The following is a 25,442-nucleotide window of genomic DNA, read 5'->3' on the forward strand; positions in this document are numbered from 1 at the left end:
TTACAGGAAGCCACAAAAATAAGACATAGTACAAGAATTAAAGGACGGATACCCATAATTATTTAAATTAAGATTGTTAACTACTAATTTAGTAATTTTGCAGTCACAAAAATTATAATATTATGTTTGGAGACCTTATGGGAATGATGGGTAAATTAAAAGAAACCCAGAAAAAAATTGAAGAGACAAAAAAACGCCTAGATACGGTTACTATTTCTGAAGAAAGTACAGATAAACTTCTTAAAATAGAAATGACTGCCAACAGAGAATTAAAATCTATTAGTTTAGATGACGAACTGTTGAAAGATAAAGAGCAATTAGAAGATTATTTGGTTTTGTACCTTAATAAAGCTATTTCGCAAGCTAGTAAGATCAATGAAGCTGAACTTGGTGCAGCTGCCAAAGATGGAATGCCAGATATCCCTGGAATGGATATGTTTAAATAGTTTGGCGTAGTCTTTGTTATTAACCTTGAAAAAATACCTTAGTAATGAAATTTATAATATCCCTATTCTTAACCACAATCCTTGCTACAAGCACTAGCGATGTAGAATGGAAGACAGATTTTTCTGAAGCAAAAAGTATTGCGAAGCATGAAAAAAAGAATATCATGATGTATTTTACTGGAAGCGATTGGTGTGGCCCCTGTAAAATGCTAAAAGAGGATTTATTTGACAGTAAAGAGTTTAAGGAGCTTTCTAAAAACTATGTTCTCGTTAAAGTTGATATTCCAAGGAGAGTAGATATTATCTCTGAAGAACAATTAAAAAAGAATAAAGAATTATTAGGAACTTATAATTCTGACAAAGTATTCCCTAAAATAGTTTTTCTTAATCCAAGAGGAAAAAAAATGAATGAAGTTGAAGGTTATAACTCACTAAGAGACCCACGCCATTATTTTGAAATGATAAAAAAATATCAATAGTCTATATTAAAAAATACTATTTGATTACCTATTATAATAAAGGGTTTTACTTTTAAAAGTAAAACCCTTTTTATTTTATCTATACGCACTCCTCTTTTCTATCTTTAGTAGTAAAATCGACACAACAACACGTTTCTCTTACTAACTTTAAGTAAAAGTATTAGCTCTTAGAAGCAAATCATTAGCAATATTCAAAATAGCCCTATATGAGACTTAACAAGCATATCTATGGTCTAAAACAGCTTTTTTAAGTCTCTTCAAACCAAATTACCAAAGTATAAGAGATAAGTGATTTAAACAAAAAAGGAGCTGCGTTTGCAGCTCCTTTTTATGAATTTAGATAAAGAAAGTTGGTTAGTTATTTATCAATCTAAATTCAGTTCTTCTATTTACAGCATGTTCACGTTCTGTACAAGATACACCGTCTGAACATCTATTTTTAAGTTTTGATTCTCCGTAACCATTCGCAACTAACAAACTAGAATTTACACCTTTAGTTTGTAAATAATTTGCTACTGCTTGAGCTCTTCTTTCAGAAAGTAATTTATTGCTTTCTTTAGAACCTCTTGAATCTGTATGAGAAGCTAATTCAACTTTAACACCAGGGTTTTGTTTTAAAACAGGCATTAAGTTTTCATCAATGATTCTTTTAGCTTCTGGAGTTAATGTATAACTAGCTAAGTTCCAGTTTATAGGTAAAGCATTGTATTCAACAAGCTTACACTCTACTTCTCTCCATGTAGTTAATCCTCCCTTTTCTTTAAGTACTTCACGAGAAACTGTTTCATAAACTGCAGGAACTGTTTCTTCAGCAGAATAAGCATCTTTTACTAAAACAACTTTAGTAATTTCATCATATTCAGCAGGAATCTCAACTTCTTCTACTCTCGCAGGAGTTACAATAACTTTCTTTGTATATGAATTAGATTTTTCTGCTACAGGTGAAGAAACTGTTGATGCATCTACATTCAAAACTTCTTTAGGAAAAGTTTCGTAAACAGCAGGATATCCTTTATAACACCAGTATCTACAATCGTCTGGGTTTGAAGAATCACAATCTGGAGCTGGAGCGCCCAATTCCCATTGTGCATACGCTGGTTTCATTTCTATAGTTTCTGAACTAGGAGAAAATGTTGCTGGAATAACTTCCAATTCATTAGAACGTTCTTTAGAAACAAAAGAAACCGTTTCAGTTCCCCATTGTGCAGGAATAATAGTTAACTTTTTACTTGCTTCCTTTACAAGAACACGTTCTGTTACTGTTTTGTATTCCGCAGGATACGTTTTTAAAACCTTATACGCAGGTTTTACCATAATTTGTACATCTTCATTAACATATACGTCTGGAGTTGTACAACGAACGTAACATTTACCCGGTTCTGGATTTGCCGGTAAGTCTTGAGAAAATGCCCCATAACTAGATGCTAATAAGAATAAAAATAAAATTCTTTTCATAATTCTTTTTAAATTAAAATGATTAGTATTAAGCAGCAAATAGTGCTTGAGGGAAGTGAATTTAACATAAAATTAAGTAAAACTTTTTTCTTTATCAAATTAAAACTGAGTAAATTATTGATAAATAGAATCTTAAAATTAATTAATAACCTATTTGCTGTTTTTTTTACGAGTGCAAATATAAATTATTTACTATATGTTTAAAATTTTTTTCAATAAAAAAACTAATAATTTTTATTTCCACCTCTGCAACTCAGATGGGAAACTCATTTTTATAAGTAAAAACTATAGTGATAAAGATGATCTAGATTCAGATGTTAATATCATCATTAACAACTCTATAGCAAGCTATGAACGTAAAACAACGGTAGATGGAAAATTCTATTTTATTATAAAAAATAATGGTGGTATTTCTATTGGTAAAAGTGGGTCTTACTCCTCGGAAGCAGGTATGAATAATAGCATAAATACTATTAAAAACAGCATAAAAAAAGCTATAATTAAAGATCTACAGTAAGTTTTAAACCTTTCTATAACAGTAATTTGACACAAAAAATTTACTTATTTTCTACATCATTTTATTTCAAATTAATTAACACCTAATACTGATATTTATCATTTTTTTATTGCCTTAAGATGGATAATATTGCAAGGGAGCTGTAATCAGCTCCTTTTAATTTAATATTAACATCATTATGACAACCAACACACATTCTTTCCATATCCCTGTTATGGGAATTGGATTTACAATAGATTCTCCACTAAAAGTAGCACATTACGGGATCGATTCTGTTATTTCTCTAGTTGATGATATACTGATTGAAAAAATGAGAAAGAACTATTGTGAAAAATATGATCTCATGTATTCAGAAATAACTGAAAAAATAGACGACTACAGAGCGAAAAGAATTACTTCTTACCTAAATATGATGAACGGATTGGTTGATGAAAAAATTGATCAACTAAAAAACGCATCTTTAGATAAGATAGATGAGTTAAAAAAATACTTCAATTTATTGCCTTCTGAAGGAGTAAAAGAAGAGTTTTTAGACAAACTAGCCAACACAGAATGTATTTCAGAAATTAGAAAATGGATTCATAAAAACATCAATAAAGGAAGCATTGATGTAAATATTATGACCAAAATCGATAAGGATAATTATAAAGATAACGAACAGCTCCCTTCCATATATAACGACGCACATGCTGCCCTTAGAGGTTTTGCAGAAAGTGATGTTACTGGATCTCTCGTACTTTCTGCTGGAATGAATCCTAGATTATACGGTTATATTGAGCAGTTTGATGATTTCTATCCTAAAGAGAATACATTAAAAAAGAAAATCGTTTTAAAAGTAAGCGATTACCGTTCTGCTCTTATTCAAGGGAAATTCTTAGCCAAAAAGGGAATCTGGGTTTCTGAGTATAGAATTGAATCTGGTTTAAATTGTGGCGGACATGCTTTTGCTACGGAAGGATTTCTTTTAGGTCCGATATTAGAAGCTTTTAAAAATAATAAAGAAGACTTAAAGCAAGAACTTCATGAAATTTACAAGAAAGCACTTTCTGAAAAGGAAATCGATTGCCCAACAGAGCCACTAGCTATTAAAGTTACCGCACAAGGAGGTGTAGGAACGCATGAAGAGCAACAGTTTCTATTAGATTATTATAAGGTTGATTCTGTAGGTTGGGGTTCTCCTTTCTTATTAGTTCCTGAAGCTACAACAGTAGATCCAAAAACACTAGAAAAACTAGCTAATGCTAAAGAAAATGACTTATATCTAAGTAATATTTCACCTTTGGGAGTTCCCTTCAATAATTTAAGAGGGAATACTAAAGATCTAGAGAAAGACAAATTGATAAATAAAGGACGCCCTGGAAGTTCTTGTCCTAAAAAATATGTCTCATTAAATAAAGAGTTTACAGATAAGTCTATTTGTACCGCTTCAAGACAATATCAGCATAAAAAAATAGAGGCTCTTGAAGAGGAAAATCTAAATCCAGAAGATTACAAAAAAGCTTATGATAAAATAGTTGAGAAATCTTGTATTTGTGTAGGTTTAGGAACTTCTGCTCTTCTAGCAAATGATTTAGACACTAAAAAAGAAGGAGAAGGCGTATCTATTTGTCCTGGTCCAAACATGGCATATTACTCTAAAGTATTAAAGCTAGAGGAAATGGTTGGGCATATTTATGGAAAAACAAACGTAATTTCTAGAACAGACCGTCCACATATGTTTATTAAAGAATTGAATATCTATATTGATTATTTAATAAATGAGATTAAGGAAATGCCAAATGTGTTAGACAGAAAACAGGAGAAGCATATTCGTAATTACACAAAAAATCTTTTAGAAGGGATTGAATACTACACGTCTATATTTCTTGATAATGCTATTTTTTCACCAACAGATAGTACTGCATTGATAAATCAATTAAATATATCAAAAGCTAAAGTAGAAGGTATACAACAAGAAGTATTTGTATAATTCACGTGTCAATATAAAATAAAGAAACTGTCTCGAAGGTAATCTCAACAATATACAGTTAGAACTATTAAAACTATATATTATTGAAAACAATACTTTTGAGACAGTTTTGTTTTATGAATAACTATCTTATTTGCTATTTGTTAGTACTTCTAGCACTTTCTCATGCATGGTTTGAGTATAATCAATATGAGTAACCATTCTTAACTTCCCTTGCCCCATATTAATGATTGAAATATCATTCTCATGCAACGTATCCATAAATTTTATACAATCTATTCCTTCCTTTAAATAGAAGATTACAATATTTGTTTCTACAGGATCTATTGCTTTTATATAAGGCGCTTTAGAAAGAACTTCTGCTAATTCTTTGGCTCTTTTGTGATCTTCTTTAAGTCGGGTTATATTATTATCCAATGCATAAATACCAGCTGCAGCCAAATATCCTGCTTGTCTCATTCCGCCTCCTAAAACTTTTCTAACTCGTAATGCTTTCCCCATAAAGTCTTTAGACCCCATTAAAACAGAACCCACTGGAGCTCCTAAGCCCTTGCTTAAACATACAGAAATAGAATCGAATACTTTACCATATTGCGCTGGCGTTTCCCCTTTTGCAACTAAAGCATTCCATAATCTTGCTCCGTCTAAATGTAAACCCAAAGAATTTTCGTTACATACTTTTCTTATTTCTAAGATCTCTTTAAAATCCCAACAAGCTCCTCCTCCTCTATTTGCCGTGTTTTCAAGAGAAACCAAACTAGTTAAAGGACTATGATAAAATTCTGGAGGATTGATAGCATCTATAACATCTTCAGCAGTAAAACTCCCATTATTACCATCTATAAGCTTACATGAAACACCACTATTAAAACTTACTCCTCCCCCTTCATAATTAAAAATATGAGCATCTTTATCTGTTATAAGCTGCTCCCCAGGTTGCGTGTGTACTTTTATTGCTGTTTGATTTGCCATTGTTCCGCTAGGAAAAAATAACGCAGCTTCCATTCCAAACATATCAGCTACTTTAGCCTCCAACTTATTTACAGTAGCATCATCTTTAAAAACATCATCTCCAACTTCTGCATTCATCATAGCTTCTAACATTTGCTTAGATGGCTTGGTTACTGTATCACTTATCAGATTTATTTTCATAAAAACTATATATTTTACACAAAGTTAAGACACATCCATGAAAAACTTCTTATCATTTAAAAAAGTGTTTTACTTTTGAAGAAAATAAGAAGATATGATTACTACCGATCAGGTAAAAAATCTTGCAGAAAGAACGAACGCTTTAAAAGGATACCTCAATATTGAGCAAAAGCTTATTGAAATCCAAAATGAAGAAGAAAAAACCTTTGCTCCAGATTTTTGGGATAAACCAAAAGAAGCGGAGGCAATAATGAGAGAGCTTAGAACCCAAAAGAAATGGGTTGAAGATTACAATAAAGCCAATACCCTAGTTGACGATTTAGATGTTTTATTTGAGTTCTATAAAGAAGGAGAAGCTACCGAAGAAGACCTTGTAAATCAATTCGAAAAAGCAAAATCTCTAATAGAAAGTATGGAGTTTAAAAACATGCTTTCTGAAGAAGGAGATAGTATGAGCGCCGTATTACAAATTACGGCTGGTGCTGGTGGAACGGAAAGTTGCGATTGGGCGTCTATGCTTATGAGAATGTATTTAATGTGGGGTGAAAAAAATGGTTATAAAATAAAGGAACTCAACTTACAAGAGGGAGATGTTGCCGGAATAAAAACAGTCACTTTAGAATTTGAAGGGGATTTTGCTTTTGGATGGCTTAAAGGAGAGAATGGAGTACATAGATTGGTTAGAATCTCTCCGTTTGATAGTAACGCCAAGCGACACACATCTTTTGCTTCTGTATATGTGTATCCGTTGGCAGATGATTCTATTGAGATTGATATCAATCCATCAGAAATCTCATGGGATTTTGCACGTTCTAGTGGTGCTGGAGGACAAAATGTAAATAAAGTTGAAACAAAAGCCATTCTTACCCACCACCCTTCTGGAATTATAATCCATAACTCTGAAACTCGTTCTCAATTGGAAAATAGAGAAAAAGCGATGCAAATGCTAAAGTCTCAGTTATATGAAATTGAGCTTAAGAAAAGACAAGCTGCTAGAGATGAAATTGAGTCTTCAAAAATGAAAATTGAATGGGGTTCTCAAATTCGAAACTATGTAATGCATCCATATAAACTTGTAAAAGATGTTCGTACAACGCATGAAACAGGAAATGTTGACGCGGTAATGGATGGTAATATCGATGAATTTTTAAAAGCCTATTTAATGATGATGGGACAAAGAGATGAAGAGTAAATAATTGTTTTTTATCAAACCATAAATTAAACAGATAGTAATTTTAAATCTTCCCCAATAATTATATTCATCTTTGGGAAAATTAAGTTTTCAAATAAATTAAAATTATGATTAAAATATATCACAATCCACGTTGTAGCAAATCAAGACAAGGAGTTCAAGTTTTAGAAGAATCTGGAAAAGAGTATGAAATTGTAAAATACTTAGAAGAGATTCCATCAGAAAAAGAGCTTCGCAATATTATTACATGTTTGGGTATCAAGCCAATCAATTTGGTAAGAAAAAATGAAAGCATCTGGAAAGAAGAGTTTAAAAATAAAATTTTAACAGATGACGAAGTTATTGAGGCTATGCTTAATAATCCTAAACTAATTGAGCGTCCTATAGTTATAAAAAATAACGTTGCGGTAATAGGTAGACCGGTTGAAAATATTAAGTCAATTTTATGAAAAATTTAACCCTTTAAGGTTAAACCATGGTCTAATTTTGGCGTCAAACTTACTAAACTACTACTAATACGCTAACTATGAAATTTAGACATTACTGCATGCTTGCAGCGACACTTTTTTCTACATTTTTATTTGCTCAACGACCGGATAGAGGAGAAAAAAAACAAATTACTGTTACAGGGAAAGCAATAGATGCAGAAACTGCAGAACCTTTAGAATACGCTACGCTTGTTCTACAAAGCATTGACGACCCAAGTAAAGTAACTGGTGGAGTTACCGACCAAAAGGGAAATTTTAAAGTCGAAGCTCCAGCAGGAAAATATAACATCCGATTAGAGTATATCTCTTACCGTCCTTATACACTTAACAATCAAGATCTTTCTGAATCTAAAGATTTAGGAACTATAAAATTAGCGCTAGATGTTGCACAATTAGACGCTGTAGAAGTTGTTGGTGAGAAAACCACCGTAGAAATACGTCTCGATAAAAAAGTATACAACATAGGTAAAGATCTTACCACTAGTGGTGCTTCTGTAAGTGATGCTCTAGGAAATGTACCTTCTGTAACCGTAGATGTAGAAGGCGCTATAAGTTTAAGAGGAAACGAAAATGTACGTATCTTAATTAATGGAAAACCTTCTGCAATTGCAGGATATGGATCTACAGACGCATTAAAACAACTTCCTGCAGATGCTATAGAAAAAGTAGAAGTTATTACAAGTCCTTCTGCTAGATATGATGCTGAAGGTACTGCTGGTATTCTTAATATCGTTTTAAAGAAAGAAAAAACATTAGGTTTTAATGGATCTATAAATTTAAATACAGGATACCCTTCTAGCAGTCAAGTAAATGCTAATCTTAATCTTAGAACTAATAAATACAACCTTTTTACAACTATAGGTTACTATTACAGAGAACCACCTGGAAATGCTTATTTTGATAATAATTATTTCTTGAATTCTGATTTTACACGTATAACTGAAGATCGTGATATTTATAGAGAGGATAAAGGTGTGAATATTAATCTAGGAATGGAATATTTCTTAACTGATAAATCATCGATTACGGGAAGTATATTTACACGCCAATCTGATGAAATGGATGGTACAGACAATAACACATTAAGATATAAAGAATCTGGTTTTGATAGCTCTACACTTCGTAGAGAGATTGAAAATGAAGATGATGAAACTTACCAAGCTTCTCTTAATTATACCAATAACTTTAATGATGATGGACATAAGTTAACGGCAGATTTTCAATATTCTTACGATAATGAGAAAATTCTAACCAATATCGATGAGAATGAAATTCTACCTACAGAAGAGCTTATCGCTTTAGAGGAGGTAAATGAAAGAGAAACTCAAAACGAATATTTATTACAAGCAGATTATGTTCTTCCGATGGGAGATGCCCAATTTGAAGCTGGATACCGTGGTAATTTTGAAGAAACGGTTAATGACTATGAATTAAATCAATTTAACCAAGCTACAGGCGAATTTGAGACTAATTATAACCTAACAAATAAATTCACATATACAGAAAATGTAAATGCTGTTTACTCTCAATATGGTGATAAATTCGGTAAGTTTTCTGTTTTATTAGGATTGCGTTTAGAGAACACAAGACTTAAAGGAAAGGTTGAATCTGATCTTACGGATGAAGAACTTGTAGATACACTTGGTTTTGACTTTGATCCAGATTTTGATAAAAATTATTTAGGACTCTTCCCTACTGTAAACATAAGCTATGAAATTAACGACAGGGAAAACATTACTTTAGGTTATAATAGAAGAATTAATAGACCTAGAGGTTGGTTTATTAATCCATTTCCTTCTAGATCTAGTAGAGCTAACATCTTTCAAGGAAATCCTGATTTAAACCCTGCTTTTGCAGATGCTTTTGACCTTGGATACTTAAAAAGATGGGAAAAACTTACGCTAACATCTTCTGTTTATTACCAAAGAGAAACAGACGCTTTTGAGAGAGTACAAACAGAAACAGGACAGCAAACCTCAGATGGTATTAATATTATTAGAACCATCCCTATAAACCTTGCTACCAATCAGCGTTATGGTGGTGAAGTTGGCGTAATATATAATGCCATAAAGTGGTTACAGTTTAATGGAAGTTTTAACTTCTTTAAGTTTAATACTGAAGGTGATTATAACGGAATTGACTACGGTACAGAGAGTACAAGTTGGTTTTCTCGTTTGAGCGCTAAGGTAAAACTCCCACAAAGCATAGACTGGCAAACAAATGGTTTTTACATGGGACCAAGAGAAAACTCTCAGACAAAATCTGAAGGAATGTATTCTATAGACATGGCATTAAGTAAAGACATTTTAGATGACAATGCTACAATTTCTATGAACGTAAGCGACTTGTTCAACTCTCGTAAAAGACAATCTTTTACAGAGTCTTATAACGATGCAGGACAACTATCGTTTACATCGGATAGTGAGTTCCAGTGGAGACAACGTCAATTTACAGTATCGTTTATCTATAGATTCAACCAACCTAAAAACACACGTGGAGAACGTGGAAATAGAAATGGTAATGGAGGTGACGACGGTGGAGAATTTGAAGGATAAAAACTGTTAGATATAAAGACAAAAAAAGAAGCCGATGGCTTCTTTTTTTTTGACTTCGAACTACTATAAAAGCTATAATTCAAAATCAAAAATTATAATAGCTGTGTGTTTAGTTTCTATAGATCTATATAGCTTGATAAATTTTAACAATAGAATATTATAAGAGATATTTACTAGTTCTCAATACGCTGTAAGATTCATAGAATTAAAGTGAGGAAAGAACAATAGATAATCTTGCTTGTATATTAAACAAACCTATATATTCAATAAAAAGAAGTGGTAATTACGCTGTAAAATAGCGTAATCCAAAAAGTATAGATACAAAAAAAGAAGCCAATAGGCTTCTTTTTTTATTCGTCTCGCTTTGCTTTTTTAGCCGCTCTTTTCTCTTTAATCAATTCGATGATTGATCCTCCTAACCAATAAGGAATAACAAAGGTTAATAAAAATATCATTAACCAAAATCCAATAGTTAGAATGGATAAGAATGCTAAAAAGCCAAGGTATTGATCAAATTCAAACATAGTTTCCGGAAATTTTTTTTCTGAATTCGGCTCAAAGATAAGGACAATTCTTAATTTAAAGCCAATTAAATTTAATTATTTCAGCATTAAATACAAACTATAGTATTTTTTCAGAATTATAGATTAAAAAAAGTGGCTAATAAAAGTCTTTTAATTAATTTTACAGTAGTATATTAATCTTCCAACTACTCGTATGTGCTACCTAAACAGATGCTTAATATAAGTTAGTAAACTGATTAAATATGAAAACTAACTTAATAATATATTAAAATGAAAAAACTAATTGCACTCAGTTTTCTTACTGCTACCCTATTCTTAGTTGGTTGTAATAATGATGATGACGACATTTCTGATTACGATCAGGTTATTACAAAAAATACTGAAACTTACTGGAATACAGAAAACCCTTCTACTTATTACCTTGTAGACGAAATTAGATGGATTGAAGATCCTAACGGTATTGGCAACTCTAATCCAAATATAACAAGAGATTTTGACGCTGCCATTTTATCTAGTATTGAAACTAATATGGCTTCATTAGGATACACAAAAGTGTCTTCTATAGATGATTCCAATCTTCCTGATTTAATTATAGCTGCACAGGCTGTTGCCACAACTTATGCTGATGTAGATATAATTTGGGACGGATGGTATGATTGGTGGGGATATTACGATCCTTTCTACCCAGGTGGATGGTATCCTGTTTATTACGAATGGACAGAAGGAACTATTTTGATTGAAATGGGAGATGCTACCACTTTAAACGAAGAAGATAAAGAAATCGATATTGTTTGGGGAGCAGGAATCAATGGGCTTGTTAGAGGCGATCAAAGTGGTAACATAAACTTTATCCAAGATAGAGTTGATGAAGCTTTTGATCAATCTGAAGATTACTTAGAAGTTAAATAAAATAAATATAAACACATGAAAAAATTAGTATTAGTAACAGCATTACTATTAAGTGTTGTAACATTGCAAGCGCAGGATAAAGAAGATTATCTAAACCTAATTAAATCAAATTTAAATCTTGAAGTAAAATCGTTCATCTACGAAGAGCTTCAATTAACGTCTGCAGAAAGAGAAGCATTTTCTCCTGTATTCAATAAATACCTTGATGAAAGTGGAGAAGTTTCCGTTAAGAAAACAGAGCTTTTCGAAAACTATGCTACAAACATAGCGTCTTATACTCCAGATCAAATTAATGATCTAAACAAAGAGCTTATTAAAACAGATCTTCAGAAGGTAAAAACAGATAAAAAGTATTACAATAAATTTGTAAAAGCTATTGGTGTTAAGAAAGCTACTAATTTCTTTTTTCTGAAAAAATATCTTGATAATGTTGTCGAAGGAGCTAAGTTAGATTTTCTAGCAAACGAATAACAGCGTTTTATATACCTTATTAAAGGTCAAATTAATATAAATTTTGAGAATGTTTAAAATGCATTTAAATCTATCTTTTATAAAAATGAAGGCTTAAATTTAAGTGTATTTTAATGCTAAATAATGTGAAAATTGAAATTCTCAAAAGAATAAAAATGTAAATTTGTACATCAAAATAGATGAATACAACTATGGATTTTAGAATAGAGAAAGATACAATGGGGGAAGTTAAAGTTCCTTCAGATAAATTATGGGGAGCGCAAACAGAACGTTCTAGAAACAATTTTAAAATTGGTGCGCCTGCATCAATGCCTTTAGAGGTAGTTTATGGGTTTGCATATCTTAAAAAATCTGCTGCTTATACCAACTGTGAATTGGGAGTTTTACCAATAGACAAAAGAGACCTTATAGCGCAGGTATGTGATGAAATACTAGCAGGACAACACGACGATCAGTTTCCACTTGTAATCTGGCAAACAGGTTCTGGCACACAAAGTAATATGAATGTTAATGAGGTGATTGCTAATCGTGCGCACCAAATTGCAGGAAAAAAGATTGGAGAAGGAGATAAAACTTTACAACCAAACGATGATGTAAATAAATCTCAATCTTCAAACGACACCTTCCCTACTGGAATGCATATCGCAGCCTATAAAATGGTTGTTGAAAAAACAATCCCTGGAGTTACACAGCTTAGAAACACACTAAAGAAAAAATCTGAAGAGTATAAAAACGTAGTAAAAATAGGTAGAACACACCTTATGGATGCTACTCCTCTAACTTTAGGTCAAGAGTTTTCTGGATATGTTTCTCAATTAGACCACGGTCTTAGAGCATTAAATAATACATTGGATCACCTTTCTGAGATTGCTCTTGGAGGTACTGCTGTAGGAACTGGTTTAAATGCACCTAAAGGATATGCTAAACGTGTAGCGGAATTTATCGCTAAGTTTACTGAGCACCCTTTTAAAACAGCTGATAACAAGTTCGAAGCTTTAGCAGCTCATGATGCTTTTGTAGAAACACATGGAGCACTAAAGCAATTAGCTGTTTCTCTTAATAAAATAGCAAACGATATCAGATTAATGGCTTCTGGTCCTAGAAGTGGAATTGGAGAAATTATTATTCCAGCTAACGAACCAGGAAGTTCTATTATGCCAGGAAAAGTTAATCCAACTCAATGTGAAGCGCTAACTATGGTTTGTGCTCAAGTAATGGGTAACGATGTTGCTATCACTGTTGGTGGTACTCAAGGTCATTATGAGCTTAACGTTTTTAAACCAATGATGGCTTCCAACTTATTACAGTCGGCTAGACTTATTGGAGATGCTTGTGTTAGTTTTGAAGAACATTGTGCTAGCGGTATCGAGCCTAATACACAGCGAATTAAAGAACTATTAAACAATTCTTTAATGCTTGTAACTGCTTTAAATACTAAAATTGGATACTATAAAGCTGCTGAAATCGCAAATAAAGCCCATGAAGAAGGTACAACATTAAAACAAGCTGCCGTTGCGTTGAATTATCTTACTGAGAAAGAATTTGACGAATGGGTGAAACCAGAAGATATGGTAGGCGGATTAAAATAATATATCCCAAAAATCATAAATATATTTTAAAGCTGAATGGATCATTTTTCTATTCAGCTTTTTTTATTACTTTTCAAAAACAATTATAAAACCTTCCAATGAAAAACATACTAAAGCTAAGTTTCTTATTCATCATAATATTAAGTTTCTCCTGTAAAAAAGAAAGTAAAGAGAGTAATATTATTGAGTTGAATCAAGCACCAAAAGATAGTATTTTATCAGACATTCCTTCCGTAGAATGCTATTTATATACCAGAGGGAAAGATTCTATTCAGCTAAGAATAGAAAATGAAGATAATGCTATAATCGGTATTTTAAACTATAAGTTTTTTGAAAAAGATAAAAGCAACGGTACCATTAAAGGAAAGCTAAATGGTTCTATTATAAAAGCCGATTACACATATAAATCAGAAGGAACAACTTCCATTCGTGAAGTAGTTTTTATGAAGAAAAACAACACTTATATTCCCGGTTATGGTGAATCGGAAGAAAAAGACGGAAAATTTGTTTTCAAAAACAGCACAAAAATAGATTTTAAAGAAGAGGAAGCACTTAAAAAGGTAGACTGCTATTAAACTCTTTTTATCTGAACAAATCATACATTTTCAACTAAAAAAGCCTGTCAATAAAAATTGACAGGCTTTCTAATTATAATTTAAAAGTATCTTACTTCTGATACATTTTTGCACGTTGTTCTTTTATAGAATCATCGCTCATATAATCATCAAAAGTTAAGTAACGATCTATAGTTCCGTTTGGAGTAAGCTCAATAATTCTATTGGCTATCGTTTGTGTAAACTCGTGATCATGAGAAGTCAACATAATCGTTCCAAGAAACTTCTTTAAAGAGTTATTAAAAGCTGTAATACTCTCTAAGTCTAAGTGGTTTGTAGGTTCATCTAACATTAATACGTTTCCACGTATCATCATCATTCTACTCAACATACAACGTACTTTTTCTCCTCCTGATAGTACACGCCCTGTTTTTAAGGCTTCCTCTCCACTAAAAAGCATCTTCCCTAAGAATCCACGGACAAAAACCTCTTCTCTTTCTTCTTCTGTCTTAGCATATTGGCGCAACCAATCGACTAACGTATCGTCATTATCAAAGAACGAAGCATTATCTGATGGTAAATATGCTTGGGTTGTTGTAATTCCCCATTTATATTCTCCGCTATCTGCTTCTGCATTCCCGTTAATAATCTCATAAAAAGCACTTGTAGCACGAGAATCTTTAGAGATAATAGCTACTTTATCTCCTTTAGCAAGATTAATATCTACTCCTTTAAATAACACATCGCCATCTATACTAGCAGAAAGTCCGTGTACATTTAATATTTGATCTCCAGCTTCACGCTCACGCTCAAAAATAATAGCAGGATAACGTCTACTAGAAGGCTTAATATCGTCTACTTTTAACTTCTCCAACATTTTTTTACGAGATGTAGCTTGCTTACTTTTCGCTACATTGGCACTAAAACGCTGAATAAATTCATTCAATTCTTTTGCTTTATCTTCAGCCTTTTTATTTTGCTGAGAACGCTGTCTTGCAGCAAGCTGACTACTTTCATACCAGAATGTGTAGTTACCACTATATACGTTTAACTTTCCAAAATCGATATCTGCAATACTCGTACAAACAGCATCTAAAAAGTGACGGTCATGGGATACAACGATTACAGTATTCTCGTAATTCGCTAAAAAGTTTTCTAACCAACTAATAGTTTCAAAATCCAAGTCATTCGTAGGCTCATCCATTATTAAAACATCTGGACTTCCAAATAATGCTTGTGCTAATAAAACACGTACTTTTTGCTTCCCATCAAGGTCTGCCATTAAACTATAATGAAGATCTTCAGAAATTCCTAGATTGGATAATAAAGCAGCAGCATCGCTATCAGCATTCCATCCATTCATTTCTTCAAACTGAACCTGTAACTCCCCAATTCTATCAGCATTTTCATCAGAATAGTCGGCATACAGCTCGTCCATTTCTTTCTTTATAGCAAACAATGGTTTATTACCTCTCAATACGGTTTCTAAAACTGGAGTTTCATCATAAGCGTAGTGATCTTGTTCTAAAACAGACATACGTTTACCAGGCTCCAAATGAACATGACCACTAGTTGGATCTTGTTTCCCTGATAATATTTTTAAAAATGTAGATTTTCCGGCACCATTGGCACCAATAATTCCGTAACAATTCCCTTGAGTAAAAGCAACATTTACTTCATCAAACAAAACTCTCTTCCCAAATTGTACAGATAAATTAGAAACTGATAACATTCACAATTGTTTTTAGTTATTCACTGCGCAAAAGTAACAAAATAACTAGACAAATAGGGTACAATAGCAAACGTTAAAAACACTTATTTAACTTCCTATTAACATTATACTATACTGGGCTTTTATAGATTTGTTAGAACTGATGCTTATAAACATGACATCGTTATATGAAGTACTCTTTTTTAGCGTTTATTATTGCCCTCACCTACAGTTGTACAGATGCTCCCACCAAAACTTATTTTGCTGGAGAAATTGTAAACCCAGGCTCAGACTATGTCCATTTATATTATGACAACAGTATCATAGACTCCTCAAAATTAGACAGTAACAATCGTTTTTTCTTTGAAATTGATAAGGTAAAAGAAGGCCTTTATCATTTTGACCATAATGAATATCAGTATATTATATTAGAAAAGGGAGACAGCTTACTCATGCGTCTTAACACCTTAGATTTTGATGAATCTTTAGTATACTCCGGAATAGGTTCAGAAAAAAATAACTTCTTAATCGACATGTTTCTTATATATGAAGATGAAGAAAAGGCTGTAAATAAGTTTAGTGAATTACCTCCTTCAGAGTTTTTAAAGAAAATCGACTCTTTAAAATTAATGAAAGAAGAGCTTCTAAACGATATTAATATAAAGCAACCACTATCTGTAAAAGCTCGACATATTGCTCAGGGTGCAATAAACTATAGATATTTTACCGATATGGAAGAGTATCCTTTTATAAATAAGAGACGTAACGGATTAAAGAAAGCACCTGAACTACCAGCTAGCTATTATAGTTTTAGAAGTGATGTAGATTATAATGATACGCTATTGATGTTTTACAGACCTTATTTTAACTATCTAGTAACTCATTTTAATAATCTTTCATATAATCACTGTAAAGATGAATGTAATGGTGATTTAAACCATATACAGCGCTCTTTACATTACAGTACTCATAAGCTTGAACTAATAGATAGTGCGGTTACAAAAAATAAAACTATAAAAGATAACCTTAATAGAAACGTTGCTTACTCTTATTTACTTGGAGGACATTCCGCAGAAAACAATAAGAAGTTTATTGAAGCTTTCCATAAACATGCAAAAGACAACCAGCATGAAGAAGAAATAAATACTTTTTACAGAAATGTTCAGAACCTTCAGAAAGGACTTATGCTCCCTCCTATTCATTTGGTAGATATGAAAGGAAATAAGGTAACGATAGATTCTAGCACTTATAAAAAGAATACGGTGTTCTACTTCTGGAATTATAACCAGAAGAATCATCAAGCAAATGTTTTAACAAGAATAAATAGATTGAAGAGAGATTATCCTAACTATAATTATATTGGGATAAATGTAAATGAAGACCGTAATGAGTGGTTGAAAAATCTAGCTCACATCTCAAAAACTGGTGACACTCTAGATCAATATCAAACAGATAATATGGAGGAACTCTTAGGTACTTTGGTAATTAAGAGCCTTAATAAAATTATTGTAGTTGATAAAACTGGTAAAATTATGGATGGCTTTGGAGACATCTATAAGCATAAAAATCTTGAAACCAGTCTCAGTGAAAGCATGAAGAACTAAAAAAACCTGCCGATGGCAGGTTTTTTTTTGAATAGGAACTCCTATTAATATTTATATTTATTTATTCCCTTTCTCGTAATCAGCTAAGAATTTTTCTAATCCGCTATCTGTAAGTGGGTGTTTTAAAAGTCCTGTAATAGCAGAAAGTGGTCCTGTCATTACATCTGCTCCTAACTTAGCACAATCTATAACGTGCATTGTATGACGTACAGAAGCTGCTAAAATTTCCGTTTCAAAAGCATAGTTATCATAAATCAAACGGATATCTGCAATAAGTCCTAATCCATCAGTAGAAATATCATCCAATCTACCAATAAATGGAGATACATATGTTGCTCCTGCTTTTGCAGCTAAAAGTGCCTGCCCAGCAGAAAATACCAATGTACAGTTTGTTTTAATTCCTTTATCAGAAAAATATTTTATTGCTTTTACACCATCTTTAATCATTGGTACTTTTACAATGATCTGTGGATGCAATGCAGCTAATTCTTCTCCTTCTTTAATGATACTATCATAATCTGTAGCTATAACTTCCGCAGAAACATCTCCTTCTACAAGGTTACAGATATCTACGTAGTGCTTTAAGATATTCTCTCTTCCAGTAATTCCCTCTTTTGCCATTAAAGATGGGTTTGTAGTAACTCCATCTAAAACTCCTAGTGCTTCAGCTTCCGCAATTTGCTCTAGATTTGCTGTGTCTATAAAAAATTTCATAGCTTATTTATATTCTAGTTTTACAATTAATTATTAAGTAAATATAATGCTCTAATTTGTCTTTATACGTTAAAAAACAAATACCATAAACAAAGTTATAATTTATTTATTGCAGACAACAAACAATTAAAAAATCTTTGTGATTATAGGTATCGATAATATAACTTAAATAAAAGGAAAAGTTTGTAAAGAGAAGTTAAAATTAAGGCATAAAAAAAGGCAAGCTACCTACATCGCACCGCTACAACCATATACCCTTGCTGCGTTCCCGCCCTGGGGGATTCTATAGGAGCTAGTCGTGTAGGACTTGCCGAGGGCAAATTTACAAACTTTTTATCTTCTCACAATAATTTTTCAATCTTAATTTTATTAAATAACTTGCTTAAAAATTAATAATAGCCCATGTATTTTTGTAAGTTTTTAATCATCAGCTTTTTAATAGCATCTGCAAGTGGATGTAACTCTGAAAAATCTTCTGAAAAAAAGTTATTTTCACTTAAAGTAACGGCCGAATCAGGTAAAATTCAGCAAGGAAGCACCCTTAAAATCGATTTTCAGAATAAAAAAAATAAAGAAATAGACTCTGTTTCTTATCAATTGAATAAAAAAAGAATAGATGTAAACAATAACACTTTTAAACTAAATGCAGATAAGTTAGGGATTTTAACCCTAGAAGCTACTGTATTTTATGAAGGAGAAAAAGCTACCGTTTCACAAAATATCACCGCTTTGGCTTCGGAAGCTCCAAAAGTATATACTTATGAGATTATAAACACCTACCCTCACGATATGAAAGCTTATACGCAGGGGCTAGAATTTCATAATGACACTTTATACGAAAGTACAGGAAGAAAAGGTATTTCCTCGCTTCGAAAAGTAGATTATAAAACTGGAGACGTATTAAAGAAAATTGATTTAGACGATACCTACTTTGGAGAAGGTATAACTATTATCAATAATAAAATATATATGCTCACTTGGCAAGCAGGAACTGGATTTATATATGACCTTAATACTTTTGAAAAAATAGACTCTTTTAAATATAACAAGAGCAAAGAAGGTTGGGGACTTACACACACCAATGATGGTAAAAAGATCTTTAAAAGCGATGGAAGTGATAAAATCTGGATTCTGAATCCAGAGACATTAGTGGAAGAAGATTTTATAGAAACGGTAACAAATACTTCTGTTTTTAATAAGGCAAATGAGTTGGAATATGTAGATGGAAAAATCTATGCCAATGTATATTTAAAAGATAGCGCTATGATTATAGATGCGAAAACGGGTGCTATTATTGGTGTAATCGATTTTAGAGGCTTAAAAGATAAAGTAAAGCAACATGCCGATTTAGATGTGCTTAATGGAATTGCCTACAATCCAAAAACTGAAACTTTCTTCGTTACTGGAAAAAACTGGGATAAAATGTTTGAAGTAACTATAAAAGAAAAGAAATAGAATTACTATTTAGTAGCTAATAGTTAAAAGTTAGATTTTGAAAGAATTCACAGAGATTATTACAGTGAAGGAAGACGATTTAGATGATTTATTTCATGTGAATAATGTTCGTTATATACAATGGGTACAGGATGTAGCAAAAAACCATTGGTTAACAGAAGCTACCGAAGAAATGTTGGAGAATTACATCTGGATGGTTCTTACGCATTACATAGAATATAAAGGACAAGCTTTTTTAGGGGACGAATTATTACTGAAAACTTATATCAAAAAAGCCGCTGGAGTGACCTCAACAAGAATCGTAGAAATTTATAATAATAAAACTGATAAACTACTATTGCATTCTAAAACCGAATGGTGTTTAATAAATAAAGAAAGTAAACGCCCGATTAGACTTACAGAAGATCTGAAAAATATGTTTACCTAGTTTTGATAAATTTAAAAACACATTATTCTGAAATGTATGAGCACGCTAAAACTCAGATTTTAGCAGATAACTATCAAACCGATTCTTTAATAAATGATCCAACGGATAAAAGACGTGGTATTACGCTTGTAATTCGTCCTAACGCAGAAGTTAGAGCCAATATTGAAGCCTTTTTAAAAGAATTGAAGCTTGTTATTCCTAATCAATACTTTTACCCTGCAACCGATGTACATATTACCGTAATGTCGATTATTTCATGTTATAATGGCTTCCGTCTTACTGATATTGATCCTTCTAAATACATTTCAATAATTAAGAATTGCCTTTCAGAAATTAAACCTTTTAAAATTAACTATAAAGGTATTACAGCTTCCCCATCTGGAATAATGGTTCAAGGTTTTACAGAATCTCCTATTTTAAATGATTTTCGAGATAGATTGCGTGCTGATTTTAAAAGTACTACGCTAGAACAAAGCCTCGATAAAAGATATGCTATAAAGACATCTCATGTTACCATTGCTCGCTTTTTAAACTCAATTCAGAATACAGAAAAACTAATTTCCTTTTTAGATGAATATAGAAATTATGATTTCGGAAGCTCCAATGTAGACGCTATGGATTTAGTTCATAATGATTGGTACATGAAAAACGAAGTAGTAGAAAGTCTCCATCATTTTAAAATATAAAGGACATTTACAATAAGTAAAGCAGAAATTATACTTATAAAACCTTTTTTGTAGCTACTTTTTATTTTTAGCCTCAATCCACTTCGACATATATTTACTTGCCTGCGTAGTTTGTTGTAGCAGCATGCTACCAATAAAATTTGTTGTTCTATGCTGTTCTAACTCTTCTTGAATAGAATCTATTGCAGTTTTTAGGTTTAGTCTATGAACTGAAACATCAAAGCGCATGTTTAATATCTTATGTCCATTTTTAACAGCTTGTTCCCACTTACTTTCTTCAGTATATAGAGAAACGGCGGCATACGCAAAATCTAGTGGATTGTCGTAAATAAAACCATTCCAATTATAAGAACCATTTATTCCCTCTGCCCCAATAGTTGTGGTAACACTAGGTGTATTGCATTGCATTGCCTCTACTAACTTACCCTTTAAACCTGCGCCAAAACGTAAGGGAGCTAGCATAACTTTAGCCTTGCTGATAACCTCAACAGCATCTTCTGCCCATCCATGAACTAAAAATCCTTCCGCAGAATTATTAAGATTATATACTTTCTCGGTAGCATAAGCACCATACACATGTAGCTTCGCTTTTGGGAGCTCCTTTTTTATGAGTGGCCATACCGTTTCTTTGAGCGCCAATACCGCATCCCAATTTGGTGCATGAATAAAATTACCAATAAAAATAAAGTCTTGTTTATCTTCTAGAAAAATCTCTTTCTTTTCTGATATCTTTATAAGAAATGGTAAATAGAGAAGCAGCTTTTCATCAACTTGAAAAACCTCTTTTAAAATATCCATTTCTACTTCAGAAATAATTAACGTAAGATCACATCTATAAATAGCCGCTAATTCTCGTTTTGCACGTTCACTATTTAAAAGTGCATTTTTATCAGCTTTAGATTTCCCTTTTAAAGCTAATTCTCTTTCATATCTTAGAAAGTGAAGATCCTCGGTATCTAATATTCTTAGCGCATTAGGAGCATGTTCTGCAACACGCCAACCAAACTGCTCTTCCATCATATAGCGGTCAAAAACAACTATTGTAGGCTCTAATTTCTCTAAAAAAGTATCAAAAGAACCGTTATTCAATTCTATTTCCTGCTGATGGACACCAATTGTCTCAAGATCGAAAACATGAGCTCCTTTTTTTGCTGGAGAAGAAAATGTAACTTTTGAACCAGTGCTTTTAAAAAAATCAATCAATTGAAGCATTCTACTTCCTGCAGCTGAAGAATTTGGCTCAGGCCAAACGTAGCCTATAAAAAGTACTTTACTTCCAATCATATTATTAATTATTTAAAAAACATCATCAATAGAACCTTTTCCTTCACGGACGATAACAGGTTCATCACCAGAAAGATCAATAACTGTAGAGGCAACATTATCTCCATACCCACCATCGATAACGATATCTACAAGGTTATCCCATTTCTCTAAAATCAGTTCTGGATCTGTTGTATACTCAATAAGCTCATCTTCATCACGAATAGAAGTAGATACAATAGGATTTCCTAATTGCTCCACAAGAGTTCTTGCAATTCTATTATCTGGAACCCGAATCCCAACTGTTTTTTTCTTTTTAAAATCTTTAGGGAGGCTATTATTTCCAGGTAATATATAAGTGTAAGCGCCTGGCAAAGTTCTTTTTAATATCTTAAAAGTTGCAGTATCTATCTGACGCACATAATCTGAGATATTACTCAAATCGGCACAGATAAATGAAAAGTTAGCCTTATCAAGCTTCACCCCTTTTATACGCGCAATTTTTTGGAGGGCTTTTGAATTTGTAATATCACAACCTAACCCATAAACGGTATCGGTAGGATAAATAACGAGTCCGCCATTACGCAACACATCCACTACCCTATTTATCTCTTTAGGGTTAGGATTCTCTTCATAAATACGTATTAATTCCGCCATTTTTTTTAGTTTTTAATGTAATAGATATTGGTTTTGAGCTTTAGCACCAAACCTTTCAGTTCTTCAGCTATGCACCTTCAACTTTATACTTTTGAACCTTTGAACTTTCAACTTTTCAAACTTTCAAACCTTCAAACTCACCCCTTATCCAATAATATCAAGCTTTGCAAAACGCAATAATAATTTTTTCAATCCGCCAGTATCAAAACGTATTTCTGCCTTTTTATCGTTTCCTACACCTTCCAAGCTAATAATAACTCCTTTTCCAAAACGTGTATGAGAAACTTTATTTCCTACGGCTAACTCACTATCCATAGAAGCTGTATTCACTGATGGCTCACCTAAATCTGGCTTTAATTTCCTCAACTTACGCAATTTCTCTTGCGATGGTTTATGAGAAGACGGCGGTGTACTAGAAACTGGTTTCCGTAATCTGAACTTACTCTTATCTACCTCTCCAAAAATATCAGAATCGATTAACGGTTTATAGCGGTAATTTCCATCTAATGGTGGTGTTAGATACTCAATATATTTCTCATCGATCTCTTCTATAAAACGACTCGGTTCAGCATCTATTAATTTCCCCCAACGGTATCTACTTTGCGTATATGTAAGATAGGCTTGCTTTTCTGCACGAGTAAGCGCTACATAAAACAAACGACGCTCTTCCTCCAACTCACTTCTGGTATTCATACTCATTCCCGATGGAAATAAATCTTCTTCCATACCAACAATAAATACATAAGGAAACTCTAATCCTTTTGCTAAGTGAATTGTCATCAAAGCTACTCGATCGTCATCACCGGTATCATTATCCAAATCGGTTGCTAAGGCAATATCTTCCATAAATTCGGACATACTTCCCGTTGCATCAACAATCTCTTTTTGCCCTTCAACAAAATCCTGAATACCATTTAAAAGCTCTTGGACGTTATCCATACGAGCAATCCCTTCTGGAGTACCATCTTTTTTAAACTCCTGTAACAAACCACTTTTTTTACAAACATGCTCTGATAACACAAAAGCATCTGCAGATTGATTTGTTACTTGAAAGCTCTTAATCATGGTTGTAAAATCTTCAAGCTTCCTTCTAGTTCCAGAATTAATCTTAAGGTTAATCTTGTCAAGATTTTCCATAATCTCAAAAATAGAACGCTTATAATGATTTGCAGCTACCGTAAGTTTCTCTATTGTTGTTTGTCCTATTCCACGAGCAGGATAATTAATTACACGCACTAAAGCTTCTTCATCTTTAGGATTTAAAATGAGTCGCATATAAGACAATACATCTTTAATTTCTTTCCGTTGATAAAAAGAAAGTCCTCCATAAATACGATAAGGAATGTCTTTTCGTCGCAATGCATCCTCTATTGATCTAGACTGTGAATTGGTTCTATACAATACAGCAAAATCTTTGTCTAAAAGTTGATTCTGCATTTTAGTTTCAAAAATTGTAGAAGCTACAAAACGTCCTTCTTCAGCATCGGTAACAGAACGATGAACAAGAATAGCGTTCCCATCATCATTATCTGTCCATACAATTTTATCTAACCTCGTTTGGTTTTTCTCAATAACAGAATTCGCTGCATTTACAATATTTCGTGTAGAGCGGTAGTTTTGCTCCAATCGATACATTTCTACATTATCATAATCCTTCTGGAAGTTCATTATATTCCCAATATTGGCACCTCGGAAAGCATAAATACTTTGTGCATCATCTCCAACAACACAGATATTCTGGAATTTATCAGAAAGAGCCTTTACAATTAAATATTGCGAGTGGTTTGTATCTTGGTACTCATCCACCAAAATATATCTAAATCGGTTTTGATATTTCTGTAATACTTCAGGAAAACGAGTTAATAACTCATTTGTTTTCAATAATAAATCATCAAAATCCATTGCTCCCGCTTTAAAACAACGTTCACAATATTGATTATAAATTTCTCCTAAGCGTGGTTTTTTTGCCATCGCATCCGCTTCCATCAGCTCAGGATTATTAAAGTATGCCTTAACAGTAATCAGACTATTTTTATAAGAGGAGATTCTATTCTGAACCTGCTTATATTTATAAACATCCTTATCCAACCCCATTTCTTTAATAATGGAATTTATAAGGCGTTGAGAATCTTGAGTATCATAAATAGTAAAGTTGCTAGGATACCCCAACTTATCAGCTTCAATACGAAGTATTTTTGCAAAAACAGAATGGAATGTTCCCATCCATAAGTTTTTTGCTTCGCTGCTCCCTACAATATCAGCAATACGCTTTTTCATCTCGCGGGCAGCCTTATTTGTAAACGTCAAGGATAAGATATTAAAAGCATCCACCCCTTGATTCATTAAATAGGCAATTCTATATGTTAATACTCTGGTCTTCCCTGATCCTGCTCCAGCAATAACCATTAAAGCACCATCTTTATGTAATACTGGCGCTCGTTGCGCGTCATTTAACTCTGCTAAATACTTTTCCAATCGAATTCTAAGTTTTTATAGGTATTGTAAACTACAATAATAAGTAGATTTTATTGCTAATAATATAAGCAAAAATATGCAATTTATTTGGGCGTTCAAGTTAATTATTATGCTGTTATTTTTTAATAGAATCCATAAATATTTTTAAAC

The 25,442-nt window shown here is 32.5% G+C and carries 23 protein-coding genes and 1 other RNA gene; 15 read left to right on the forward strand and 9 right to left on the reverse strand.

What is annotated here, in order from left to right; all coding sequences use genetic code 11:
- Positions 1 to 122 precede the first annotated feature (122 nt).
- Complete coding sequence (locus tag ACN0TY_RS07505) at positions 123 to 446, forward strand: YbaB/EbfC family nucleoid-associated protein (protein WP_236958100.1); 324 nt, start codon at positions 123 to 125, stop codon at positions 444 to 446.
- A gap of 44 nt (positions 447 to 490) precedes the next feature.
- Positions 491 to 925 (forward strand): thioredoxin family protein, encoded by a 435-nt coding sequence (locus ACN0TY_RS07510; protein ID WP_236958099.1) that lies wholly within the window; start codon positions 491 to 493, stop codon positions 923 to 925.
- Positions 926 to 1,279: 354 nt separating this feature from the next.
- On the opposite strand, the gene ACN0TY_RS07515 is transcribed toward ACN0TY_RS07510, so the two are convergent.
- A complete protein-coding gene (locus ACN0TY_RS07515) occupies positions 1,280 to 2,380 on the reverse strand; it encodes an OmpA family protein (protein ID WP_236958098.1) in 1,101 nt (366 codons plus the stop codon).
- 196 nt (positions 2,381 to 2,576) lie between these two features.
- On the opposite strand from ACN0TY_RS07515, the gene ACN0TY_RS07520 reads away from it, so the two are divergent.
- Entirely contained in the window at positions 2,577 to 2,897 is a 321-nt protein-coding gene (locus tag ACN0TY_RS07520) for a YegP family protein (RefSeq protein ID WP_417443980.1), read from the forward strand.
- Between the two features lie 178 nt (positions 2,898 to 3,075).
- Positions 3,076 to 4,866, forward strand: coding sequence for a hypothetical protein (locus tag ACN0TY_RS07525; protein ID WP_417443981.1), 1,791 nt, complete (start codon positions 3,076 to 3,078; stop codon positions 4,864 to 4,866).
- Between the two features lie 129 nt (positions 4,867 to 4,995).
- Here the strand turns inward: ACN0TY_RS07525 and ACN0TY_RS07530 are convergent, their stop codons facing one another.
- Complete coding sequence (locus ACN0TY_RS07530) at positions 4,996 to 6,018, reverse strand: threonine aldolase family protein (protein ID WP_417443982.1); 1,023 nt, start codon at positions 6,016 to 6,018, stop codon at positions 4,996 to 4,998.
- A gap of 94 nt (positions 6,019 to 6,112) precedes the next feature.
- On the opposite strand from ACN0TY_RS07530, the gene prfB reads away from it, so the two are divergent.
- The 3 genes from prfB to ACN0TY_RS07545 all read left to right on the forward strand — a co-directional run bounded on the left by prfB (position 6,113) and on the right by ACN0TY_RS07545 (position 10,253).
- Positions 6,113 to 7,210 carry a peptide chain release factor 2 gene (gene prfB / locus ACN0TY_RS07535; protein ID WP_417443983.1) on the forward strand — a complete coding sequence of 366 codons (1,098 nt, stop codon included), beginning with the start codon at positions 6,113 to 6,115 and terminating at the stop codon, positions 7,208 to 7,210.
- A gap of 107 nt (positions 7,211 to 7,317) precedes the next feature.
- Complete coding sequence (arsC, locus tag ACN0TY_RS07540; protein WP_236958093.1) at positions 7,318 to 7,659, forward strand: arsenate reductase (glutaredoxin); 342 nt, start codon at positions 7,318 to 7,320, stop codon at positions 7,657 to 7,659.
- Between the two features lie 77 nt (positions 7,660 to 7,736).
- Positions 7,737 to 10,253: a TonB-dependent receptor domain-containing protein gene (locus ACN0TY_RS07545; protein WP_417443984.1), complete on the forward strand. Its 2,517-nt coding sequence runs from the start codon at positions 7,737 to 7,739 to the stop codon at positions 10,251 to 10,253.
- Positions 10,254 to 10,603: 350 nt separating this feature from the next.
- Here ACN0TY_RS07545 and ACN0TY_RS07550 read toward each other — a convergent pair whose 3' ends face one another.
- On the reverse strand, positions 10,604 to 10,777 hold the full coding sequence (locus ACN0TY_RS07550) for a hypothetical protein (RefSeq protein ID WP_236958091.1): 174 nt from the start codon (positions 10,775 to 10,777) through the stop codon (positions 10,604 to 10,606).
- A 270-nt stretch (positions 10,778 to 11,047) separates the two neighbouring features.
- Between ACN0TY_RS07550 and ACN0TY_RS07555 the strand changes: the two genes are divergently transcribed.
- The 4 genes from ACN0TY_RS07555 to ACN0TY_RS07570 all read left to right on the forward strand — a co-directional run bounded on the left by ACN0TY_RS07555 (position 11,048) and on the right by ACN0TY_RS07570 (position 14,321).
- On the forward strand, positions 11,048 to 11,686 hold the full coding sequence (locus ACN0TY_RS07555) for a DUF4136 domain-containing protein (protein ID WP_236958090.1): 639 nt from the start codon (positions 11,048 to 11,050) through the stop codon (positions 11,684 to 11,686).
- Between the two features lie 15 nt (positions 11,687 to 11,701).
- Positions 11,702 to 12,157, forward strand: coding sequence for a hypothetical protein (locus ACN0TY_RS07560; RefSeq protein ID WP_417443985.1), 456 nt, complete (start codon positions 11,702 to 11,704; stop codon positions 12,155 to 12,157).
- A 191-nt stretch (positions 12,158 to 12,348) separates the two neighbouring features.
- The gene (fumC, locus tag ACN0TY_RS07565; protein ID WP_417444009.1) at positions 12,349 to 13,746 is read left to right on the forward strand and encodes a class II fumarate hydratase; all 1,398 of its coding nucleotides are present in this window, start codon (positions 12,349 to 12,351) and stop codon (positions 13,744 to 13,746) included.
- A gap of 98 nt (positions 13,747 to 13,844) precedes the next feature.
- Positions 13,845 to 14,321: a hypothetical protein gene (locus tag ACN0TY_RS07570; RefSeq protein WP_417443986.1), complete on the forward strand. Its 477-nt coding sequence runs from the start codon at positions 13,845 to 13,847 to the stop codon at positions 14,319 to 14,321.
- 91 nt (positions 14,322 to 14,412) lie between these two features.
- On the opposite strand, the gene ACN0TY_RS07575 is transcribed toward ACN0TY_RS07570, so the two are convergent.
- On the reverse strand, positions 14,413 to 16,032 hold the full coding sequence (locus ACN0TY_RS07575) for an ABC-F family ATP-binding cassette domain-containing protein (RefSeq protein ID WP_417443987.1): 1,620 nt from the start codon (positions 16,030 to 16,032) through the stop codon (positions 14,413 to 14,415).
- Between the two features lie 167 nt (positions 16,033 to 16,199).
- Between ACN0TY_RS07575 and ACN0TY_RS07580 the strand changes: the two genes are divergently transcribed.
- Positions 16,200 to 17,615, forward strand: coding sequence for a thioredoxin-like domain-containing protein (locus tag ACN0TY_RS07580; RefSeq protein ID WP_417443988.1), 1,416 nt, complete (start codon positions 16,200 to 16,202; stop codon positions 17,613 to 17,615).
- A 57-nt stretch (positions 17,616 to 17,672) separates the two neighbouring features.
- Here the strand turns inward: ACN0TY_RS07580 and fsa are convergent, their stop codons facing one another.
- Entirely contained in the window at positions 17,673 to 18,329 is a 657-nt protein-coding gene (fsa, locus tag ACN0TY_RS07585; RefSeq protein ID WP_236958083.1) for a fructose-6-phosphate aldolase, read from the reverse strand.
- Between the two features lie 214 nt (positions 18,330 to 18,543).
- Positions 18,544 to 18,642, reverse strand: an RNA gene (gene ffs, locus ACN0TY_RS07590) — signal recognition particle sRNA small type.
- An 89-nt stretch (positions 18,643 to 18,731) separates the two neighbouring features.
- On the opposite strand from ffs, the gene ACN0TY_RS07595 reads away from it, so the two are divergent.
- The 3 genes from ACN0TY_RS07595 to ACN0TY_RS07605 are packed head-to-tail and all read left to right on the forward strand — an operon-like array spanning position 18,732 to position 20,897.
- A complete protein-coding gene (locus ACN0TY_RS07595; protein ID WP_417443989.1) occupies positions 18,732 to 19,784 on the forward strand; it encodes a glutaminyl-peptide cyclotransferase in 1,053 nt (350 codons plus the stop codon).
- Positions 19,785 to 19,821: 37 nt separating this feature from the next.
- Positions 19,822 to 20,211: an acyl-CoA thioesterase gene (locus tag ACN0TY_RS07600; RefSeq protein WP_417443990.1), complete on the forward strand. Its 390-nt coding sequence runs from the start codon at positions 19,822 to 19,824 to the stop codon at positions 20,209 to 20,211.
- Between the two features lie 2 nt (positions 20,212 to 20,213).
- Complete coding sequence (locus tag ACN0TY_RS07605; protein ID WP_417443991.1) at positions 20,214 to 20,897, forward strand: 2'-5' RNA ligase family protein; 684 nt, start codon at positions 20,214 to 20,216, stop codon at positions 20,895 to 20,897.
- A 54-nt stretch (positions 20,898 to 20,951) separates the two neighbouring features.
- Here ACN0TY_RS07605 and ACN0TY_RS07610 read toward each other — a convergent pair whose 3' ends face one another.
- From ACN0TY_RS07610 to ACN0TY_RS07620, 3 genes are all read right to left on the reverse strand, one after another.
- Positions 20,952 to 22,181 carry a glycosyltransferase gene (locus ACN0TY_RS07610; RefSeq protein ID WP_417443992.1) on the reverse strand — a complete coding sequence of 410 codons (1,230 nt, stop codon included), beginning with the start codon at positions 22,179 to 22,181 and terminating at the stop codon, positions 20,952 to 20,954.
- Positions 22,182 to 22,193: 12 nt separating this feature from the next.
- Positions 22,194 to 22,817, reverse strand: coding sequence for an L-threonylcarbamoyladenylate synthase (locus ACN0TY_RS07615; RefSeq protein WP_417443993.1), 624 nt, complete (start codon positions 22,815 to 22,817; stop codon positions 22,194 to 22,196).
- Between the two features lie 144 nt (positions 22,818 to 22,961).
- The gene (locus ACN0TY_RS07620) at positions 22,962 to 25,292 is read right to left on the reverse strand and encodes an ATP-dependent helicase (protein ID WP_236958077.1); all 2,331 of its coding nucleotides are present in this window, start codon (positions 25,290 to 25,292) and stop codon (positions 22,962 to 22,964) included.
- Positions 25,293 to 25,442 lie beyond the last annotated feature (150 nt).

Origin of the sequence: Joostella sp., assembly GCF_048266025.1 — a bacterium.
Taxonomy (GTDB): domain Bacteria; phylum Bacteroidota; class Bacteroidia; order Flavobacteriales; family Flavobacteriaceae; genus Galbibacter; species Galbibacter atrarenae.

Bases quoted from the DNA above. Each gene is read 5' to 3' on its own strand.
- ACN0TY_RS07505 (WP_236958100.1), top strand. From the start codon at position 123: ATGTTTGGAGACCTTATGGGAATGATGGGTAAATTAAAAGAAACCCAG.
- ACN0TY_RS07510 (WP_236958099.1), top strand. From the start codon at position 491: ATGAAATTTATAATATCCCTATTCTTAACCACAATCCTTGCTACAAGC.
- ACN0TY_RS07515 (WP_236958098.1), bottom strand. From the start codon at position 2,380: ATGAAAAGAATTTTATTTTTATTCTTATTAGCATCTAGTTATGGGGCA.
- ACN0TY_RS07520 (WP_417443980.1), top strand. From the start codon at position 2,577: ATGTTTAAAATTTTTTTCAATAAAAAAACTAATAATTTTTATTTCCAC.
- ACN0TY_RS07525 (WP_417443981.1), top strand. From the start codon at position 3,076: ATGACAACCAACACACATTCTTTCCATATCCCTGTTATGGGAATTGGA.
- ACN0TY_RS07530 (WP_417443982.1), bottom strand. From the start codon at position 6,018: ATGAAAATAAATCTGATAAGTGATACAGTAACCAAGCCATCTAAGCAA.
- prfB (WP_417443983.1), top strand. From the start codon at position 6,113: ATGATTACTACCGATCAGGTAAAAAATCTTGCAGAAAGAACGAACGCT.
- arsC (WP_236958093.1), top strand. From the start codon at position 7,318: ATGATTAAAATATATCACAATCCACGTTGTAGCAAATCAAGACAAGGA.
- ACN0TY_RS07545 (WP_417443984.1), top strand. From the start codon at position 7,737: ATGAAATTTAGACATTACTGCATGCTTGCAGCGACACTTTTTTCTACA.
- ACN0TY_RS07550 (WP_236958091.1), bottom strand. From the start codon at position 10,777: ATGTTTGAATTTGATCAATACCTTGGCTTTTTAGCATTCTTATCCATT.
- ACN0TY_RS07555 (WP_236958090.1), top strand. From the start codon at position 11,048: ATGAAAAAACTAATTGCACTCAGTTTTCTTACTGCTACCCTATTCTTA.
- ACN0TY_RS07560 (WP_417443985.1), top strand. From the start codon at position 11,702: ATGAAAAAATTAGTATTAGTAACAGCATTACTATTAAGTGTTGTAACA.
- fumC (WP_417444009.1), top strand. From the start codon at position 12,349: ATGGATTTTAGAATAGAGAAAGATACAATGGGGGAAGTTAAAGTTCCT.
- ACN0TY_RS07570 (WP_417443986.1), top strand. From the start codon at position 13,845: ATGAAAAACATACTAAAGCTAAGTTTCTTATTCATCATAATATTAAGT.
- ACN0TY_RS07575 (WP_417443987.1), bottom strand. From the start codon at position 16,032: ATGTTATCAGTTTCTAATTTATCTGTACAATTTGGGAAGAGAGTTTTG.
- ACN0TY_RS07580 (WP_417443988.1), top strand. From the start codon at position 16,200: ATGAAGTACTCTTTTTTAGCGTTTATTATTGCCCTCACCTACAGTTGT.
- fsa (WP_236958083.1), bottom strand. From the start codon at position 18,329: ATGAAATTTTTTATAGACACAGCAAATCTAGAGCAAATTGCGGAAGCT.
- ACN0TY_RS07595 (WP_417443989.1), top strand. From the start codon at position 18,732: ATGTATTTTTGTAAGTTTTTAATCATCAGCTTTTTAATAGCATCTGCA.
- ACN0TY_RS07610 (WP_417443992.1), bottom strand. From the start codon at position 22,181: ATGATTGGAAGTAAAGTACTTTTTATAGGCTACGTTTGGCCTGAGCCA.
- ACN0TY_RS07615 (WP_417443993.1), bottom strand. From the start codon at position 22,817: ATGGCGGAATTAATACGTATTTATGAAGAGAATCCTAACCCTAAAGAG.